The organism is Streptomyces sp. NPDC055966 (genome assembly GCF_042269865.1).
Taxonomy (GTDB): domain Bacteria; phylum Actinomycetota; class Actinomycetes; order Streptomycetales; family Streptomycetaceae; genus Streptomyces.
The window spans coordinates 72,567-90,164 of record NZ_JBHJYK010000011.1 but is presented as its reverse complement, the minus strand read 5'-3'; the positions used below and the strand labels follow the sequence as shown (position 1 = coordinate 90,164).

The window sequence follows — 17,598 nt, the reverse complement described above, 5'->3', positions numbered from 1 at the left end:
GACGGCCGAGATTACCCACCCCGTGGACGACGCTGAGAGGCTCCGCATGACTTTCTCCTCCCTCCCGATCAGCCGGCGCCGGCTGCTGGCGGCGACCGGCGCGGCCACGGCCTTCGGCATGCTGCGGTTCGCTCCCGCGGCCGCCGCGACCGACGGCCCGGCGAACTACACCGCGAGCTGGTCCTCCGTGGACCAGCACCCTCCCGCCCCGGCCTGGTTCCAGGACGCCAAGTTCGGCATCTACTACCACTGGGGCGTCTTCAGCGTCCCCGCGTTCGGCAACGAGTGGTATCCGCGCAACATGTACATCAGCGGCTCGGCCGAGAACCAGCACCACATCGCCACCTACGGCGACCCCTCGGTATGGCCGTACAACAACTTCATCGACGGAGCCCGCGACAAGGCCGGCAACCACGTGCAGTTCGCGCCCAAGCTCGCATCCCGGGGCGGCAACTGGGACCCGAACGCCTGGGCGCAGCTGTTCAAGGCCGCGGGCGCGAGGTTCGCCGGCCCGGTCGCCGAGCACCACGACGGCTTCTCCATGTGGAACAGCCGTTCCAACCCGTGGAACTCCGCTCGGCGCGGTCCCATGCTCGACCTCGTGGGGCTGCATGCGCAGGCCATCCGCGGGCAGGGGCTGAAGTTCATGGCTTCCCTCCACCACGCCTACCACTTCAACGGCTACTACGACCACGTGCCGAACCAGTCGGACCCGACACTGCGCGTCCTCTTCGGCCAGCAGGGCCCGGCCGCCGAGAACCAGCTCTGGTACGACAAGCTGGTCGAGGTCGTCGACGGCTACCAACCGGACCTGATCTGGCAGGACTTCGACCTCAACCTGGTGCAGGAATCGGACCGACTCCAGTTCCTCGCGGACTACTACAACCGGGCCGTCTCCTGGAACAAGGACGTCGTCGCCACCTACAAGGACGGATTCGACAACAAGGGCGAGGTCTTCGACTTCGAGCGCGGCGGCCCGGCAGGACTGCTCACCCCCTACTGGCTGACCGACGACAGCATCTCCTCCTCCAGCTGGTGCTACACGGTGGGCATCGGCTACTACTCCACCCAGGCACTGCTCCACTCACTGATCGACCGGGTCAGCAAGGGCGGCACCATGCTGCTGAACATCGCCCCGATGGCCGACGGCACCATCCCTTCCGGACAGCAGTCCATCCTGCTCGGCATGGGCGACTGGCTCGGCCGCTTCGGAGAGGCGGTTTACGGCACCCGTTCCTGGACGAGTTACGGCGAGGGCCCCACCAAGATGGGGGGAGGCGCGTTCAGCGGACCGGTGGCCGGCAAGCCGCAGGACATCCGGTTCACCCGAAGCCAGGACAACAAGGTCCTCTACGTCACCGCGCTGGGCTGGCAGGGCGGCACCATGACCGTCACCACGCTGAGCTCGAACCAGATCAACCTCAGCAGCCTGACCGGCGTCCGACTGCTCGACAACGCCGCCGGCACCTACGTCGATCTGCCCGCACCGACCCAGGACGCCACCGGCCTGCACCTGGCCATGCCCTCGCCGAACCCGCCGTTCGACGCCCTGGCATACACGGTCAAGCTGACCTTCTCCGGTGAGATTCCCGTCCTGGGCGCACCGGGCGGCTCCACGACCTGGGTGAAGATCGCCAACGTGACCAGTGGACTGGTGCTCGACAGCGGAGGCGGCGTCGCCTCCGGCTCCACCCTCAAGCAGTGGAACTACGACGGCAGCGCCAACCTGCAATGGCAGCTGATCGACCTCGGCAACGGCTACTACCGCATCATGAACCGCACCAACGGCATGGCCGCCGACAGCTGGGGCAACTCCGCCAACGGCGCCCCCGCCCGGCAGGCGGCCTGGAACGGCGGCACCAACCAGCAGTGGTCGCTGAGCAGCCTCGGCGGCAACCGCTACCGGATCGTCAACCGGGCCACCGGCACCGCGCTCGACGGCAGCGGCAGCACCGCGGCGGGCTCGACGGCGGTGATGTGGACTCCGAACTCCAGCACCAACAACGAGTGGACGATCACCGGTGTGTGACCCCCCGGCGACAGACGCTCCGTCCCCATTCCTCAACCAGGGAAGAAGGAGTGCATGAAACGCAAACCGCTCTTGATGTCCATCGCGGCCGCGATACTTCTCGTCCTGTCAGCTGCGGGCACCTCGTCCAGCAGCGGCCTCGGCGCGCCCGTGCCGGCCATCACCGGCGCGGCCGGGGCGACCGCCGGCTGTGGCAGGGCTCCAACGCTGACAAGCGGCACCCACACGATCCAGAGCGGCGGCCAGACACGCAGTTACATCCTGCGGGTCCCCGCCGGCTACGACATCAACCATCCCTATCGGCTGATCTTCGGTTTCCACTGGCGGGGCGGGACCGCCAACGATGTCGACTCAGGCGGAACGGACGGGTACAACTGGTCCTACTACGGCCTGCGGCGCCTGGCGGACAACGCGAACAACGGCACGATCTTCGTCGCCCCCCAGGGCAACGGCAACGGCTGGGCCAACCCCGGCGGCCAGGACGTCGCCTTCGTCGACGCCATGGTCAGCCAGATCGAAGCAGGTCTGTGCGTCGACACCACGCAGTTGTTCTCCGCCGGCTTCAGCTACGGCGGTGCGATGTCCTACGCCCTCGCCTGCACCCGGGCGACGGTCTTCCGCGCTGTCGCGGTGTACTCCGGCGCGAACCTCAGTGGGTGCAACGGCGGCAATCAGCCCATCGCCTACGTGGGTCTGCACGGCATCAGGGACAACGTGCTGCCCATCTCGTCGGGACGGGAACTGCGCAACACTTTCGTCCGGGCGAACGGCTGCACCGCGCAGAACCCGCCCGAGCCGGCGTACGGAAGCCTGACGCACATCATCACCAGCTACTCAGGATGCAAGTCCGGATACCCCGTGGTCTGGGCCGCGTTCGACGGAGCGGGCCACGACCCCGGTCCGATCGACGGATCCACCGGTGACGGCTGGCGCACCTGGACGTCGGCAGCCGTGTGGCAGTTCTTCACACAGTTCGGCTCGAACCAGCCGCCGCCCTCCGGCAACCAGGAGATCGTCGGCCGGCAGTCGGGGCGCTGCCTCGACATCAACAACTCCACGACGGCCAACGGCACGCAGGCACAACTGTGGGACTGCAACGGCGGCTCCAACCAACGGTGGACCTACGCCGCCGCGAAGCAGCTGATGGGCTACGGCAACAAGTGCCTGGGCGTCGGCCAGTCCGCGGGCAACGGCACCCCCGCGGCGATCTGGGACTGCACCGGGCAGTCGGACCAGCAATGGAACGTCAATCCCGACGGCACGATCACCGCAGCGCAGTCGGGGCTCTGCCTGGACGCCAACGCCCAGGGGACCGCGAACGGTACGAAAGTCCAGCTGTGGAGTTGCACGGGCGGTGCGAACCAGCACTGGCGCCTGGAGAACTGACACGCCGGGGCCAGGCAGGGCACCACGCCCGCCTGGCCCCGCAGACCCCGACCAATGCCGAGCCGGACGGACCCGCGCAGCCCCCCCCCGCGCTGCTGACGGGAAACGTCGCGGCATCCGGGCTATCAAAATGTCGTGGGAACAGCCCGTCTGTCTGCCTGCCTGGCGGCAGCGGCACACGCCGTGTCGGTGGGCGACTGCGCATTCGCTCTGCTGGGCTTCGACCGGGACGACTTTCGCATCGACTTCGACCGGGCATCGTTCGTGGCGGCCGAGGCGGGGGCCACGTCCGTGATCATGTGGGCAACTCGCGGCATGTGCCGATACTGCCCCGTGAGGGTGCCCGAGGGCGGGGAGTGTGACGCCGGTGGTGTGATGGGTGCAGTGGTGGGCTGTGTTGGTGGACGGTAGTGTCGCCGCGGATGCGGCCGGTGCGCCGGAGAAGACGCCGACGATGGCTATGGCCACGGCTGAGGCAGCAAGACGTGCGCGCAAAGGAACTCCCTTTGAGCAGACCAAGCGCAGGGTGACTTTATCGGGATATGAGTTGCCTCGTGCACGTGCCACCACGCCGTGGCTCCGCAGACTCCGAATCCGGCACCGACATGTGTCAACGTCTCGTTCTTCCGCAGGTGTGCGAGAAGCAGCAGGACCAGGAGAGGTGCTCGACCAACTCGTGCGGGACGCCGAGCATGGAGGGATACGGAAAGCCCCCGGCCGTCGGCGTGCTGAGTGGGATCTCCACGCCAACGACTCAGAGGCGCGGCTGGAGTGATGCGTGCGGGCTGGATTGTTGGCTCCAACCCTGATACATGACCTTGTCATGGCCATGAATGTGATGGAACTGCATACTATCAATCGTTGGGAGGCGTCCTTCCTGCGCGAGGAGGTGGGCGGCTACTTCACCCACGGCGTCGAGTGCATGCCCGGCGCGACGGTACTCGACGTGGGCGCCAACATCGGTGTGTTTTCAGCGGCCGTCTATGAGCGGTCGGACGGGGACGTGCGGATCTACGCCTTCGAGCCGGTGCCGCCACTGCATGCGATACTCGAACGCAATGCTCGTGAATTCTTCAACGGACGTCTGACCGTGCTCCCTTACGGCCTGGCGTCCCGTGACGACGAGCTCGATTTCAGCTACGTTCCGGCCGCCACGATCTTCTCGTCCTCCTCGCGGGATCAGGGGAACATCGAGGCAGAGCGTCGGCGGGTCACCGCCAGCGTTGTCGAAATGATCCGCCGGGGCGGCCTGGGGCCGGTCCTGCGCCGCGTACCCGTTCCCGTCCTCACTCTTCTCGTCAGCCGCAAGCTGCGGGTGATGCGGCGGCTTGAGACGCACCGGGTGAAGGTCAGGCCCTTGTCATCGGTGCTCGACGAGCAGGGCATTGACCATATCGACCTGCTGAAGGTCGATGTGGAAGGCGCCGAACTCGATGTACTCAGAGGCATCGAGGAGCGGCATTGGCCGTTGGTCCGCCAGGCCGTCGTCGAGGTGGAGCGCTGGCAGCAGAACCGCGACACAGTCCGCGAGGTCTTCCTCACGCAAGGCTTCACTGTCAGCACCGAGCAGGACCCGGTGCAGCAGGCCGGCGACATCGGCATGGTGTTCGCGGTCAGGCCCTGACCACGCGCAGCCCGGCACTCGATTGCGAACTCCAGACCGGTGGCGGTCATCCCCCCTGCGGGGCTCGTAAAGTCATTGGTGCAGGTGGGAGGCTGCGTGCGAGACGCCTGGGCGGTGACTGGGATGCTGCATCCGTGATCGTCGCGATGCCGTACGGGGCCGCCCGGGCGTTGCTGTCCGTGCCTCGGTCCTGCTGCGCCGGGACACGGCGAAGGACGCCGAACTGCTGGTGCTGTGGCACGAGAACGTGCTGCTGCCACGGCAACTCGTCGGTCCGGTCCGGCACGAGCCTGAGCACCGGTCAGGAACCCACTCGCTTGACCATGTCCTCGATCGCGTTGATGACTACATCCGGCCGGTCAATGGGGATGTCGTGTGAGCTGTGCTGTGCCACGACGAGGTGGCGGTCGGGTGCGGTGCTGACGAACTCCTGCTGGGCCTGCTTCCACAGCTGTGCGTCGACGGGCGAGGTCGTGAAAGGGGTCTGGGAGGAGACGATCGCGATGGCAGGAACGCTCTGAGGCCAGCTGAGTTTGTGGTACGCGATGTGCACGGGGCCATAGTTCTCGGCCTCGGCGAGGAGTTGGCGCGTCGCCCTGGTCTGTGGCTGGTTTTTCAGCGCCGCGATCCGCTGCTGGTTCGCCGCTACGATCTTGGCCGTCTCGTTGTCGGTGTAGAACTCGGGCAGGCTCGCGTCCACCAGTACCGCGCCGGAGATCCAGTGCGGGTGTTCGTTGACGAAGTACGTGGCGATCTCTCCGGCGAGCGAGTGGGAGACCAGAACCACGTTCTTGGTGACGCCCAGTTGGGTCAGCCCGGCCGCGAGGTCGGACGCGGCGTTCTGTGCCTTCCACGGCCCCGGAACGTCGCTGCTCCTGCCTTCCCCTGAGCGGTCGTAGGTGATGACCTCGGACCCTGTCCGCTGCGCTATGACGGGCGCCACCTTCTTCCAGTACGACGCGTCGAGTCCTCCTCCGGCGTCGAGGACGACGGCCGGCAGGCGGCCGGGGGTGACATAGAACGCCAGCTTATGCCCGCCGTTGGTGATCATGTGGAGGGATGGCTGGGCGCCCGTTGTGGAGGCTGAGGCTGGGGTAGTCGGGGACGTTGTTGCGGCGGGGTGTGAGGCTGCCCGGGCGGGGCCGTCGCAGGCGGCGAGTCCGCAGGCGGCGAGCGTGACGCCGGCCAGGGCGGCGGCGGTGCTTCGCAGACGCCGCAGGCGTGTAGTGGGGTTGGCCACGGAAGTTCCTTCCATGAAGGACAAGGAGAGCAGGGGCCGTTCGGGGCGATGGTCGGTCACCTCGGTCCGCCGAAGGCTTTCTTGCGGGTCCTAGCCTTCATCCGGCACGTGGCTGGCCGCGACGGTGCATGCCCCCGAGGCTGGGGGGTGCCAGCCCTACCTCAGGGCCTGCGGGAATCACCCGGTACGAATGAGGCCGATGGGTGGACCGTTACGGCTTTGCCGGAGGCCCTCTACATCATGGAGGGCCTGCTGAAGAACGCTTCCGAGGTGCGGCCGGGCACGATCCACGTTGATACGCAAGGGCAGTCGAAGCCGCCGACGAGAAACAGCTGACCAAGACCATCGCCCGTTGCGGGCGGGACGACCTGCTCTGCATCGACGAACTGGGCTACCTCGAACTCGACCGCCGTGGAGCCGAGATGCTGTTCCAGGTTTTGACCGAGCGGGAGGAAAAGAACAGCGTGGCCATCGCTTCGAACGAATCCCTCGGAGGCTGGACCAAGACATTCACCGACCCCCGGCTCTACGCGGCCATCGTCGACCGGCTCACCTTCAACGGCACCATCATCGAGACCGGCACCGAGTCCTACCGCCTCGCCAAGACCAAAGCCAAGCAGCAGGCCGGAGTGCGTACTCAAGAGCAGCGGGGAAGGTAGGTGTGCCCCCAGCCACGGGAGTTCCACCGTCATACCGGCGAACCCGGCCAGGCAAGGACTCGACAGCCCCTCCAACAACGCCGGACTCCGGCACAATTGGCGAGCCCCCCCATGCGGGTCACCAACCCGCCCAGGCCCGGCCCGAGGGATCCACATGATCGAGTGCGTCCGCGCGGTCCTGCTCACTCCCGCCGACAGGCTGCTGCTGATCCGCCGCACCTGGCCCGGCGGCATCCCCTACTGGACCCTGCCCGGCGGCCACGTCGAGCCCGACGACCTGGACCTGCGCGCAGCACTGACCCGCGAGGTCTGCGAAGAGACTGGCGGCACCCCGGATATCCTCGGCCGTCTGCTGACCTTCGACGATACCCACCAACGCGACCACGTCTACCTTGCCCGGATCACCAGCTGGTCGGAATGCAGCCGAACCGGGCCGGAGATCGGCGACCCTGACCACGGCACCTACCAGCTCGACGAAATCCCCCACACCTCCGCAGCCCTGCACACCCTCCCGTTGCTCCCCGAGGCTGTCGCATCATTTCTGCAACGGACGGCTGCAACCAGAGAGGACCTCACCATCCTTGCCAACCCGACGGCACCGTGAGGACCCTTGACGCCCGTCCGCCGGCCACTGGGGCCAACTGACACCGGAACTCGGGGCCATCCGAGACCGGATCAGCTCTCCCAGTCGGCTGCCCGTAGGGCCATCTCAGGCCGGAAAGTGGGGCCGGTTCAGACCGTTGACGCCACAGGAATCACTTGCCCACGGCCCAACCGTCCATCTGACGCCGCTCACTGAGCGGCGGCTGCTTCGTCGTGGCGCGGGCCGGGCCGGGAGATGTTCCGCCCGGCCCGCGCTGCGCAACCCCGAGAACCTCCGTCCCAGGCGGATACCGTGTCGGCGGCTTCGAGCCGCTGGGCAGGCAACTGGCCCGAGCCGCGGTCCGTGCCACTGGCCTGGCCGCGATCGGGTGCGCTGAGGGTCCCGAGGGCGTTGAGATTTTAGAGGTCGTGCAGGCAGGTGGTGTGGATGAGGCGGGCGGGATCCGCCGAGTCGTCGACAGCGTCCCGTGCTGAGTGGTCGCATCGCCAAGAAGCGGCCGTGAAATCCATTGGGCGCCCGTTCGACTTCGACCTACCATCGCGCGCATGACGACTCATCACGACATACTCGAAGCCGCGCTGGCCCGGATCACCGCCGGTTACGTGTTCCCCGAGAAGACGGCTGCCATCGACGCGGCGATCCGGCGTCGGCTGGACGAAGGCGCATATCGGGACCTGGACGTGCAGGAGCTCTGCGAGCGAGTCACGGTCGACCTCCAGAACGTCTGTCCGGACAAGCATTTGCGGTTGTTGTGGGCCGAGGAGCCGCAGTCGATGGACGAGGAGCCGGAGGACGTTGCTCGCGCCCGTTTCGCGCAGTACGCAAGGGAGAGCAACTACGGCATCCGGCGGGTGGAGCAGCTCGACGACAACATCGGCTACCTCGACCTGCGCATGATCGCCCCCGCCGATCTGGGTGGTCCCGCAATCGCTGCTGCCATGCAACTGCTCGCTACCAGCGAGGCATTGGTCATCGACCTGCGGCAGTGTCGGGGCGGCTCACCGGAAGGCGTGCAGTTGTGGTGCAGCTACTTCTTCGCTGACGACGGGGTGCACCTGAGCGACATCTACGAGCGCGCCACTGACTTGACCCGTCAGTACTGGACCCTCGGGCACCTCGCCGCACCGCGCTACCTCGACCGCCCGGTCACCGTGCTGACCAGCGACCTCACCTTCTCCGGCGGAGAGGAGCTGGCGTACAACCTGAAGGTGTTGGGGCGCGCCACCTTGATCGGCCAGACCACCCGCGGTGGCGCCCACCCCACGGACCGTGTTCCGGTCGCCCCGCACGTCACCGTGACCGTTCCCGCCGCCCGCTCGATCAACCCGGTCACCGGCACCAACTGGGAAGGCGTCGGTGTCGAGCCCGACCTGGCTGTAGCGGCCGGGGACGCGCTGAAAGCGGCGCTGGAGCACCTGCGCACGCGGATCGGCTGAGCAGCGTCCGACGCTTCACAGACAGGCGGCGCGGAGGCAGGTGCAGGTGCCGGGATCATGGAGTTACGACCCTCTGCGATCACGGGAGAAGACTGTGCCTGCGCTGCCTTCATGGCTGGTCGAACCGCTCTGGGACCTATTCGCCGCCCTGCTGCCGCAGCGACCGCAGTTCGAACCGCTCCACGCGCTGGGCTGCCACCGACGCCGTATCCGTGACCGGTCGTGCTCGACAAGCTGCTCCAGGTCCTGCGATTCGGCTGCTCGTACGAGTCGATCGCAGACTCCACCTGCTCGGCCACGACCCTCCGCAACCGACGCGACGAGTGGATACGCCTGGGCCTGTCCGCGCGCTTGAAGCGGATCGCCCTCGACGCCTACAACCGCGTCCTCGGTCTCGTCCTGGACCAGATCGCCATCGACGGCGCCATCACCAAGGCCCCCGCAGGCGGCGAAGCGGCCGGACGATCCCCGGTCGACCGAGGCAAACAGGGTATGAAACGTTCGAACATGACCGACGGCTACGGCATCCCGCTCGGCCGGGTCCTGGCCGGCGCCAACCAGCAAGACTCCGGCTACGACTCCACCAAGTCCCGTACGGTGCTTGGCAATCGGAGACTGCACGGCCAGATCGCCCGCAAGGGGACCAAGGCGCCGGTCCAGGGGACCCAGCGGTGGCACATCGAGCGCACCCACGCCTGGCAGTACGCCTTCCACCGGCTCGCCCGCCGTTACGAACGCCGGATCACGGTCATCGAAGCCTCCTCCGACCCCGCCGATACGGTCATCACCGTTCGCAGCCTGATCCGCCGGGCGCGGATCACCCACCACTGGGATGTGCGCTTCCGACGCCGATCATGAGCGGCCGCCTATCTGCGTGGCTGCCCGGCTGTGACCTGAGGAGGGCTGGGGGAGGAGCGGTGCGAGGTTGTCCCGTACGAAGTCCGCCGCCTCCTTGACCGATTCGCCGGCCCCGGTCTGGTCTTCGAAGACGCTGGTGGCGAGCATCACTCCGTCTCCGGCATCAACTCGCGGCCCCTGCGGTGGTGACCGGCGGTGACTCACCGCCGACGGGAGATGGCGATACCGGTCAGGCAGAGCACGCCGCCGAGGAGCCCGTATGCCGTCGGGATCTCGGCGAGCAGCAGCCACGACAACAGCACTGACACAGCCGGAACGGCGTAGGTCACCGCGGAGAGCCGACCGGCGTTCATGCGGCGCAGCGCGTAAGCCCAAGCGGTGAAACCGATGGCCGTGGGAAACACGCCCAGGTAGACGGCGCCGAGCACCGCTCCGGTGGACGCTACCTGCAGCTCGCCGACCAGCTGAGGCGTCCAAGGCAGCAGGACCGCAGCGGCGACGACACAGCCGAGCCAAATCGCGGTGAGCCCGTCGACGTGGCGCAACGTGACCTTCTGGATCATGACGCCGGCGGCGTACAGCACGGCGGCCAGTAGGCACAGCAGAACGCCTGCCCAGTCACGTTGTGCGGTGGCCCCGGTCGCGATGATCGCGGTTCCGCCCAGCGCGACGAGCGAGCCGACGATGAGAGATCGTGAGAAGCCTTCACCGAGAAACCTCCCAGCAGTGACAGCGACAAGCAGCGGCGCGAGGTTCACAAGCAATGCCGCAGTCCCGGCATCGACGTGCCGTTCCCCCGCGTTGAGGGCAACGGTGTAGCCGGCGAGCCACAACACGGCGTACGCCGCGATCAGCAGGAGCGCCTTGCGGGACAGGCGGACGCGGACCGCACGCTTGGCCACCGCGATCACTGTGAGCGTGGCGGCCCCGACGCCTAGCCGGAGCAGCGCCAGGGGCGCAGGGGACAGCGCGTGCCCAACGCCGCGGATGGCGACGAATGCCGAGGCCCACGTCACTACCGCGAGCCCGGCGGCGGCCGCGATCTTGCCCATGTCTGTTGTGCTGGTGCTGCCGGCGGGCGGGGCGGTCTGAATCAGATCGGTCACCCAGCCATCGTCATCTCCGCCTTCTGTACAGCACAAGCGACGAGTTCTGTACATCCGTTAAGCATGGCTGTACATTCACAACATGTTGGACATCCCACGGCTCCGCGTCCTGAGGGCGGTCGTCGCGACGGGGTCGATCCGCGCGACCGCCTCCGCGCTCGGCTACACACCGTCCGCGGTGAGCCAGCAGCTCGCCACCCTGCAACGGGAGACCGGGCTGCAGTTGTTCGAACGATCCGGTCGCGGTATCGAGCCCACTGCGGCCGGCCGGACCCTCGCTGCTGAGGCCGACACGTTGTTCGAGGCATTCAGTCAGGTCGAGCGGGTGGTCGGCGATCTGCGCGCCGGCCGGGTCGGCAGCCTTTCGATCGGCTACTTCGGCTCGGCCGGCGCGGCATGGCTGGCGCCGACTGTTGCCACGCTGCGTGCGGAGTTCCCGGACCTCCGGCTGGACCTGATGCTGACCGAGTTCACGCCGGGCGATCCGGACGTTGACATCTTCGTGGAGGAGACGGGTGTCGAGCGCCTCGGGTCCGTCGACGTGCACAGGCTCACCGAGGACCCCTACCTCGCCGTCGTCCGCGTCGACGACCCCCTCGCGGAGGTGCCGGAGGTGCCGTTGGCGGATCTCGCCGAGCGGCATTGGGTGGACAACGACCTCCGCGCAGGGGCGTGCCGCCAGGTGCTCCTGAACGCCTGCGCGCAAGCCGGGTTCTCCCCGAGTTTCGTGGTGGAAACACACGACTACCGGACTGCGATGTCCTTCGTGGCAACGGGAATCGGGCTGACTGTGGTGCCGGCGCTCGGTATCGGCGAACTGCCGGAGGGCCTGACGACGGTCGCCCTGGTGTCCCCCACTCCGGTCCGGAATCTCAGTCTCGCGGTGAAGAAGTCGATTGCGCGGCACCCCGCCGCCCAGCGCGCTGTCGAGCTGCTGGAAGGCCTGGTGTGCGCGGGCACATCCCTGGCTGGCTGATGGGCCTTGAGGCAGCGGGCGCCGCATTCTGAACGCCTGCCCGACGTACCGAAGTCATCGTCCGCGTCGGCCGGTTCAGCCGGACAGACCGGGACCCGTCAACTGCTGGCCCTGCGCTTCCGACAACGTTGCCCGCCCGTGGTTGCTTCGCCGGCCTCCACGTTCTTGTTCTTCGTCATCGGACCAGCTCCAGGTTGCTGCTCGTCGGCCGGGTCCCGGAACGGGCACGGGGCCCGCATGCGGCGCCGTACCGAGCGGCGGAGAATGGGAATGTGATCTTCCGCGAGGGGCGGGCAGGTGGGCGGGCAATCCCCTGGCGGCCGTCGACCGTATACAGAGGTGTGTCGGGTTTCCGGTTCCCCGTGGGCCGCCTTTCGGACGAGGCTCTGCTGTCCGGGCTGGCCACCGGTGATCCGGAGCTCGCGGTCGTCTTCGTACGAAGGTTCCAGCACCGGGTCTTCGGGGTCGCCATGGCTGTCACCAGGGATGAGCAACTGGCCGAGGACATTGCCCAGTCGACGTTCGAACGTGCATGGCGCCACGCCCAGATCTACGACTCACGCCGGGGCTCGGTCGCCACCTGGCTGACGAGCATCGCGCACAACCTCGCCGTCGACGCCGTCCGCGCCCGGCGGACCGAGCCGATGGCACCCGAGGACCTCGACGCCCTCATCGGCGCCGTCACCGAGACCCCCGAGCGCTGGGCCCTGGCCGACGAGACCTCCGTCCAGCTGCGGGCCGCCGTCGCGCGGCTGCCCCGGGAACAGGCCCGCGCCCTGGTGATGGCGGGCATCTACGGCATGACCGCCCAGCAGATCGCCGACGCGGAGCGGATCCCCCTGGGTACCGCGAAGACGCGGATCAGGGCCGCCATGGCCAAACTGCGCACCACGCTCGCGCCCGCCAACGGAGGCGACCATGTCCAGTGACGCGCACTGCGAGCGGCTGCGGGAGATCGGCGCCGAACTGGCGCTGGGCGTGCTGCCCGGCCGGGAGCGAGCCGAGGCGCTCGCCCATCTGGACCGGTGCGCGGACTGCCGGGAGTACGTCCGCCAGCTCACTCTGGTCGGCGACCGGCTCATCGGCCTGCTCCCGGATCGCGAGCCACCGCTCAGCTTCGAGACCAGGGTGGCGCGCAGGCTGGCCCAGCGGGCGGGGGCGAGCGAGCCTGCCGCGGGCGCCTTCGGCCGCGCGACCCGGGATCTGCGCGGGCGCGCCAGGCGGGCCCGGCTGCGGCTCGCGGCCGTCGCCGCCGCGCTCACCGTCGCCGTCGGGTTCGCCGGCTGGGGGATCGGCACCGCCGTCGAGAACGTCGTCGCCTCGTCCGGTCCCGCCGCCGAGTCCGAGCTCATGCTGGTCGGGGACATGGTCTCCACGGCGAGCGGCGGCGGCACCGTCGGTGAGGTCTACGCCCACCCGGGCAGCCCCGGCTGGGTCTTCGTATCCGTCGCTCTCACCGGCCCGCACGCCTCGTACACCGGCCGGGTCACCTGCGTCCTTGAGTACTCCGACGGCACGACCGTGCGCGTCGGCGACTTCCCCCTGACCGGTGGACGCGGTGGGTGGGGAGTGGCTGCCCCCGGCGACCTGTCGACCCTCTCGGGCGCCAGGCTGACCACGCTCGACGGTACCGCCCTTGCCACGGCCCACCTGCGCACGGGTCACGTCGTGGAGCCGGACACCTGAGCCGAACGGCACGTCAAGGCCGCTCAGGACACCAGCGCTCCCGCGCTCAGCCGGTGCAGCCGGGCGTATGTCCCCCCGCTGCGCAGCAGGTCGCCGTGGGCGCCCTGTTCCACGATCCGGCCGTGGTCGAGCACCACGATCCACGTGGCGTCGCGGACGGTGAGCAGATTGTGCGAGATGACGATCGTCGTCCGCCCGGCCATGAGCCGGCGCAGCGGATCCATGATCCGCCGGCCGGAACGCACATCGAGCGCGGTGGTCGGCTCGTCCAGCAGGAGCACGGGCGAGTCCCTCATCATGGCGCGGGCGATCGCCAGGCGCTGGCACTGTCCGCCGGACAGGGTCCGGCCCCGCTGGCCGACCAGGGTGTCATAGCCCTGCGGGAGCCGCTCGATGAACGCGTGGGCGTCGGCCGCCCGTGCCGCCGCGACGATGTCCGACTCGCTCGCCGCCGGCCGGCCGTAGGCGATGTTCTCCCGCACGGTGCCGTGGAAGACGAGCGTCTCCTGGAGTACCACGGCGACGCTTTCCCGGACGTAGGTCAGACTCAGCTCCCGCAGATCGACGCCGTCGAGCCGGACCGCTCCCCGGTCCGGGTCGTAGAAGCGCAGCTGGAGGCCGGCGAGCGTCGACTTGCCGGCCCCGCTGGCCCCGACCAGCGCCAGCGTCTCGCCCGGGGCCACGTGGCACGACACGTCCGACAGCGCCCACGCGCAGGTCCCCGGATACCGGAACCATACGCCGTCGAACTCGACCTCACCCCGCGCGCGGCCGGTCCGTCGGGCCCCGCCCGGCACCTCCACGACCTGTGGGCGCTGGTCCAGCAGCTCGATGATCCGTTCGGCCGAGGCGGCGGCCGTGGAGAAGGCGGTACCCAGTGCTGACAGGCCGTGGACCGGGCCGTAGAGCTTTCCGATCAGCGCCAGGAACACGAGCAGTCCGCCGAGTGTGAGCTGGCCCTGGGCCACCTTCCAGGTGCCCAGGCCCATGACCGCGAGCCCCCCCGTCACCTCGATGATGTCGACGACCGGTCCGTAGACGGCCCGGATCCGCACCGAGGCCATCGCCGCCCGGAACCGGCCCGCGTTCTCCCGCTCGAACCGGGCCTGCTCCCACTCCTGCCGGTTGTACGCCTGCACCAGGGCCACGTTGCCGAGCGCCTCCTCGGCGACCGCGCCGAGTGCGCCGCCGCGCCGTCTGCGCTCCCGCGAAGCCACCTTCAGCCGTCGGGCGAAGTGGCGTGCGGCGGCCCAGAACAGCGGCACGATGGCGAGGGAGAGCAGGGTCAGGTCCCAGCGCAGATAGAACAACAGGCCCAGGAAGAAGACCAGTTGTACGACGTAGTACAGCACGTCCGCCACCCCCGACAGCAGGAACGTCTCGACCGCGTCGATGTCCCCGGTGAGGCGGGACAGCAGGTCCCCGAGTCGTCGGCGCTCGAAGAAGCCGAGCGACAGCCCCTGGACGTGCCGGAACACCGCGGAGCGCAGTGTGAGCAGGAAGCGCTCGCCGACCCAGGTCGACGTGACCTCGTCCGCGTACGCCAGCACCCCGGAGCCGACGACGAGCCCCAGATAGAGCGGCGCGATCCACAGCAGCGGCCGTAGGTCCCGGGGGACGAGCACGCCGTCCACGACGGTCTTGAAGAGCCAGATCTCCGCGGCGTCGACAGCGGGTCCGGCCAGGCTGAAGAAGAGAACCGGGACGAGCCAGCGGCGGCCGCCGTGTGTGTAGGGCCAGAACCGCCGGAACACCGCGCGCGGCGAGACGGCGGGCGCGGGCGCGACAACGCTGTCGACGGCCTCGCCCACCGCCGACGGACGCCACAGGATGTGCACCATGTGATGCGTTCCCCGGAGAGCGGCGAAGCGGACCGGTTCACCCGGCCACCGGTCCGCTCGGCCTGGTGTGTGGTCTCAGTAGCGGTCGTCGTGGTCGTGGCGGTCGTCGTGGTCGTGCCGGTGGCCGTGACGGTCGTCGTGGTCGTGACGGTGGTGATCGTGCCGGTGCCCGTGATCGTCATCGTGGCGGTCGTCGTCACGGTGACCACGGAACGCGGGCAGGAGACTGGTGAAGACAGCCATTGTGTTCCTCCCGAAACTTGCTGTACCCGGGATACGTTCGGGAGCGGGAAAGGGATGTCTCCTCAGGGCGACTTTTTTGCCGACCGGCGCCGAGAAGACCAACCGCGACCGTCTCAACCAGACCGCCAGAGCGGCCTCAAAGCCCACGAGGCGAGCCCAAGCCGCAGATGACCGGTGGCCCGCACGCGCCCCGAGAGCGGCGAGGGGGTGGCGTCCCGGGCTGACTGTGCAGCCCGTACCGGGTGAGGCCCTGCGGTTTGTACACGGACAGTGCCGTCGCTGCCAGTAGTGCCACCGGGGGGCAGCGGATTGGACGACGAGTTGGACCCGCAGCCTTTTGAGTTCGCCGCCGGATCACGTCGCGGCCGCGCCATCTGGGAGATCCGGTCGATCGGGCTCGTGTGGATGAGCAGGACCAGGGTGGAAAGGCGGGTGATCACCAGCTTGATCCCGACGCGCTCGTACCGGAACAGGCCCCAGGCAGTACCGAGTGACGAGACCAACCCGGCAGCCAGGGAGGCGAGGCACAGCGGGACGAAGACGAACCAGCCGATCGGCCCCATGACGGCGTAGACGGACCACACCAACAGGGAGTCATGGCTCGTCAGGCAGGTGATCGCGAAGATGAGCAAGACGGCTGTCGCGCCGACCCAGCCGACCGAGACGGTGCCGTGCGCGGTGAGCGCGAGCTTTCGCAGGCGGGGGCGTCCTCTGCTCGAAGCGGAGCCCGTCCGCCCCCTCGTCCTTCGTTCAACTCGCTACGACGAACTCGCGGTCCGCTACGAGGCGACGGTCCTCGTCGCAGCCATCAACGAGTGGCTGTGACCCGCACATTCGACCTGAAGGAGCGTCCGGACTTGGCGCCGTGGAGGCCAGCTGTCGGGATCGCGCCGCAGCTCACGGACGCGGAGCTGGTCAGACCTGGTCCTGACCACCCTTGAGTACGCGCTCGCGAGCTGGGAAGTCGAACCGGGCAAGCTGATCCACCATGCGGATCAGCGCTGTCAGTACACATCCGTGAAGCTCCCAACTCGACTACTGTGGGCGGGAGTTGACCAGATGACCAGCGCCTCCCGCACACCGGGGGAACCTCACCGGGTCGACTGTGGTGGCGGTTGGATGTGCGCTGACGTCCGATCGTGCTGGAGGTGCTGGGTTGGCCGAGCCTGTCCGTGTGTACAGACCTGCTGACCAGGAGGGGCACAAGCTTCAGCAGATCGTGCGCCGGGGCAGCACCGGCTCGGTGCGCTGTCGGGGCGCGATGATGCTGCTGGCCTCGCGGAAACCGGGTGCCGCTGATCGCCCAGCTGGTCCAGGCCTACGAGGGAACCAACCGGGAAGTGATCCACCGGTTCAACGAGATCGGCCTGGCCTGCCCCGGCCCCCAGTCGGGGGAGCCGTTTCCACCCCTCAACTACCGTCTCGCCGCCCAGTTCCTGGTAGCGGTGACCGGCACGATGGCCGACCGGTACAGCCCCCAACTCATCACCGAGCGCAGCGGCCGCTGGCGCACCGCGTTTCCGCCCGGCCGACGCAACGCACCGCCTCGGTCGTCCCCCAGGAGGGAAAGATCCTCGACTACGACTACGGTTTCGGGCTGCACCCGACGGGGCGCCGGCCAGAGCGTCTTCCGGGGTCGCCGCGGCGGCGCCGTCGAGACGGTGGCACGCTCAGCATGATCGGTGCCGACGACAACCGGCAGATGTCCGTCTCCGTGAATCCGGGGAGGTGGAACACGCTCGACTCCGTCGACAAGCCGCAATCCCTGTCCTCTTGGTGGCCCACTTGCGTGTCCGTACCGCGTGGCGATGTACGGCTGACGGACCGAACAGGAAATCGGCGGAGTCGGCCTCACGCCGACCGGGAGCGGTCGACCAGCCCCGCTGACCGTGCAGCGCGGCGACAGCCAA

The 17,598-nt window shown here is 68.5% G+C and carries 16 protein-coding genes and 3 pseudogenes; 13 read left to right on the top strand and 6 right to left on the bottom strand.

Going from position 1 to position 17,598, the window contains the following annotated elements:
- Positions 1-46 precede the first annotated feature (46 nt).
- The 3 genes from ACFC8N_RS23835 (at position 47) to ACFC8N_RS23825 (ending at position 5,039) form a co-directional block, all read left to right on the top strand.
- A complete protein-coding gene (locus ACFC8N_RS23835; RefSeq protein WP_376289564.1) occupies positions 47-2,029 on the top strand; it encodes an alpha-L-fucosidase in 1,983 nt (660 codons plus the stop codon).
- Between the two features lie 75 nt (positions 2,030-2,104).
- Positions 2,105-3,415 carry a ricin-type beta-trefoil lectin domain protein gene (locus ACFC8N_RS23830; protein ID WP_376289824.1) on the top strand — a complete coding sequence of 437 codons (1,311 nt, stop codon included), beginning with the start codon at positions 2,105-2,107 and terminating at the stop codon, positions 3,413-3,415.
- A gap of 823 nt (positions 3,416-4,238) precedes the next feature.
- Positions 4,239-5,039, top strand: a complete 801-nt coding sequence (locus ACFC8N_RS23825; protein ID WP_376289562.1) for an FkbM family methyltransferase — start codon at positions 4,239-4,241, stop codon at positions 5,037-5,039.
- Between the two features lie 301 nt (positions 5,040-5,340).
- Here ACFC8N_RS23825 and ACFC8N_RS23820 read toward each other — a convergent pair whose 3' ends face one another.
- Positions 5,341-6,090 (bottom strand): alpha/beta fold hydrolase, encoded by a 750-nt coding sequence (locus tag ACFC8N_RS23820; protein WP_376289560.1) that lies wholly within the window; start codon positions 6,088-6,090, stop codon positions 5,341-5,343.
- Between the two features lie 237 nt (positions 6,091-6,327).
- Between ACFC8N_RS23820 and ACFC8N_RS23815 the strand changes: the two genes are divergently transcribed.
- From ACFC8N_RS23815 to ACFC8N_RS23795, 5 genes and pseudogenes are all read left to right on the top strand, one after another.
- Entirely contained in the window at positions 6,328-6,615 is a 288-nt protein-coding gene (locus ACFC8N_RS23815; protein WP_376289558.1) for a Tn3 family transposase, read from the top strand.
- Positions 6,588-6,938, top strand: a pseudogene (locus tag ACFC8N_RS23810) (ATP-binding protein); the annotation flags it as partial. The gene ACFC8N_RS23815 and the pseudogene ACFC8N_RS23810, both read left to right, overlap by 28 nt.
- 154 nt (positions 6,939-7,092) lie before the next feature.
- Complete coding sequence (locus tag ACFC8N_RS23805) at positions 7,093-7,542, top strand: NUDIX domain-containing protein (protein WP_376289556.1); 450 nt, start codon at positions 7,093-7,095, stop codon at positions 7,540-7,542.
- A 545-nt stretch (positions 7,543-8,087) separates the two neighbouring features.
- Positions 8,088-8,978 (top strand): S41 family peptidase, encoded by an 891-nt coding sequence (locus ACFC8N_RS23800; protein WP_376289554.1) that lies wholly within the window; start codon positions 8,088-8,090, stop codon positions 8,976-8,978.
- A gap of 94 nt (positions 8,979-9,072) precedes the next feature.
- A pseudogene (locus ACFC8N_RS23795) lies at positions 9,073-9,836 on the top strand (transposase).
- Here the strand turns inward: ACFC8N_RS23795 and ACFC8N_RS23790 are convergent.
- Both ACFC8N_RS23790 and ACFC8N_RS23785 read right to left on the bottom strand, forming a co-directional pair.
- A complete protein-coding gene (locus tag ACFC8N_RS23790; RefSeq protein WP_376289552.1) occupies positions 9,831-9,983 on the bottom strand; it encodes a hypothetical protein in 153 nt (50 codons plus the stop codon). The pseudogene ACFC8N_RS23795 and the gene ACFC8N_RS23790 sit on opposite strands and share 6 nt — an antisense overlap.
- A gap of 53 nt (positions 9,984-10,036) precedes the next feature.
- Entirely contained in the window at positions 10,037-10,942 is a 906-nt protein-coding gene (locus ACFC8N_RS23785) for a DMT family transporter (RefSeq protein ID WP_376289550.1), read from the bottom strand.
- Between the two features lie 82 nt (positions 10,943-11,024).
- On the opposite strand from ACFC8N_RS23785, the gene ACFC8N_RS23780 reads away from it, so the two are divergent.
- The 3 genes from ACFC8N_RS23780 to ACFC8N_RS23770 all read left to right on the top strand — a co-directional run bounded on the left by ACFC8N_RS23780 (position 11,025) and on the right by ACFC8N_RS23770 (position 13,604).
- Positions 11,025-11,918 carry a LysR family transcriptional regulator gene (locus tag ACFC8N_RS23780; protein ID WP_376289548.1) on the top strand — a complete coding sequence of 298 codons (894 nt, stop codon included), beginning with the start codon at positions 11,025-11,027 and terminating at the stop codon, positions 11,916-11,918.
- A gap of 341 nt (positions 11,919-12,259) precedes the next feature.
- Entirely contained in the window at positions 12,260-12,847 is a 588-nt protein-coding gene (locus ACFC8N_RS23775) for a sigma-70 family RNA polymerase sigma factor (protein WP_356024775.1), read from the top strand.
- Complete coding sequence (locus ACFC8N_RS23770) at positions 12,837-13,604, top strand: zf-HC2 domain-containing protein (protein ID WP_356024773.1); 768 nt, start codon at positions 12,837-12,839, stop codon at positions 13,602-13,604. The genes ACFC8N_RS23775 and ACFC8N_RS23770 overlap by 11 nt, the downstream gene beginning before the upstream one ends.
- 23 nt (positions 13,605-13,627) lie before the next feature.
- Here the strand turns inward: ACFC8N_RS23770 and ACFC8N_RS23765 are convergent, their stop codons facing one another.
- The 3 genes from ACFC8N_RS23765 to ACFC8N_RS23755 form a co-directional block, all read right to left on the bottom strand.
- On the bottom strand, positions 13,628-15,445 hold the full coding sequence (locus ACFC8N_RS23765) for an ABC transporter ATP-binding protein (protein ID WP_376289545.1): 1,818 nt from the start codon (positions 15,443-15,445) through the stop codon (positions 13,628-13,630).
- A gap of 75 nt (positions 15,446-15,520) precedes the next feature.
- The gene (locus ACFC8N_RS23760) at positions 15,521-15,688 is read right to left on the bottom strand and encodes a hypothetical protein (RefSeq protein WP_356024768.1); all 168 of its coding nucleotides are present in this window, start codon (positions 15,686-15,688) and stop codon (positions 15,521-15,523) included.
- A gap of 113 nt (positions 15,689-15,801) precedes the next feature.
- A complete protein-coding gene (locus tag ACFC8N_RS23755) occupies positions 15,802-16,320 on the bottom strand; it encodes a hypothetical protein (protein ID WP_376289543.1) in 519 nt (172 codons plus the stop codon).
- Between ACFC8N_RS23755 and ACFC8N_RS23750 the strand changes: the two genes are divergently transcribed.
- Together ACFC8N_RS23750 and ACFC8N_RS23745 are read left to right on the top strand one after the other, a co-directional pair.
- Positions 16,313-16,513 carry a hypothetical protein gene (locus ACFC8N_RS23750; protein WP_356024765.1) on the top strand — a complete coding sequence of 67 codons (201 nt, stop codon included), beginning with the start codon at positions 16,313-16,315 and terminating at the stop codon, positions 16,511-16,513. The genes ACFC8N_RS23755 and ACFC8N_RS23750 overlap by 8 nt on opposite strands.
- Positions 16,514-16,844: 331 nt before the next feature.
- Positions 16,845-17,076, top strand: a pseudogene (locus ACFC8N_RS23745) (IS630 family transposase); the annotation flags it as partial.
- Positions 17,077-17,598: the final 522 nt, after the last annotated feature.

Bases quoted from the DNA above. Each gene is read 5' to 3' on its own strand.
- ACFC8N_RS23835 (WP_376289564.1), top strand. From the start codon at position 47: ATGACTTTCTCCTCCCTCCCGATCAGCCGGCGCCGGCTGCTGGCGGCG.
- ACFC8N_RS23830 (WP_376289824.1), top strand. From the start codon at position 2,105: ATGTCCATCGCGGCCGCGATACTTCTCGTCCTGTCAGCTGCGGGCACC.
- ACFC8N_RS23825 (WP_376289562.1), top strand. From the start codon at position 4,239: ATGGCCATGAATGTGATGGAACTGCATACTATCAATCGTTGGGAGGCG.
- ACFC8N_RS23820 (WP_376289560.1), bottom strand. From the start codon at position 6,090: ATGATCACCAACGGCGGGCATAAGCTGGCGTTCTATGTCACCCCCGGC.
- ACFC8N_RS23815 (WP_376289558.1), top strand. From the start codon at position 6,328: ATGGTCGGTCACCTCGGTCCGCCGAAGGCTTTCTTGCGGGTCCTAGCC.
- ACFC8N_RS23805 (WP_376289556.1), top strand. From the start codon at position 7,093: ATGATCGAGTGCGTCCGCGCGGTCCTGCTCACTCCCGCCGACAGGCTG.
- ACFC8N_RS23800 (WP_376289554.1), top strand. From the start codon at position 8,088: ATGACGACTCATCACGACATACTCGAAGCCGCGCTGGCCCGGATCACC.
- ACFC8N_RS23790 (WP_376289552.1), bottom strand. From the start codon at position 9,983: ATGCTCGCCACCAGCGTCTTCGAAGACCAGACCGGGGCCGGCGAATCG.
- ACFC8N_RS23780 (WP_376289548.1), top strand. From the start codon at position 11,025: ATGTTGGACATCCCACGGCTCCGCGTCCTGAGGGCGGTCGTCGCGACG.
- ACFC8N_RS23770 (WP_356024773.1), top strand. From the start codon at position 12,837: ATGTCCAGTGACGCGCACTGCGAGCGGCTGCGGGAGATCGGCGCCGAA.
- ACFC8N_RS23765 (WP_376289545.1), bottom strand. From the start codon at position 15,445: ATGGTGCACATCCTGTGGCGTCCGTCGGCGGTGGGCGAGGCCGTCGAC.
- ACFC8N_RS23760 (WP_356024768.1), bottom strand. From the start codon at position 15,688: ATGGCTGTCTTCACCAGTCTCCTGCCCGCGTTCCGTGGTCACCGTGAC.
- ACFC8N_RS23750 (WP_356024765.1), top strand. From the start codon at position 16,313: ATGAGCAAGACGGCTGTCGCGCCGACCCAGCCGACCGAGACGGTGCCG.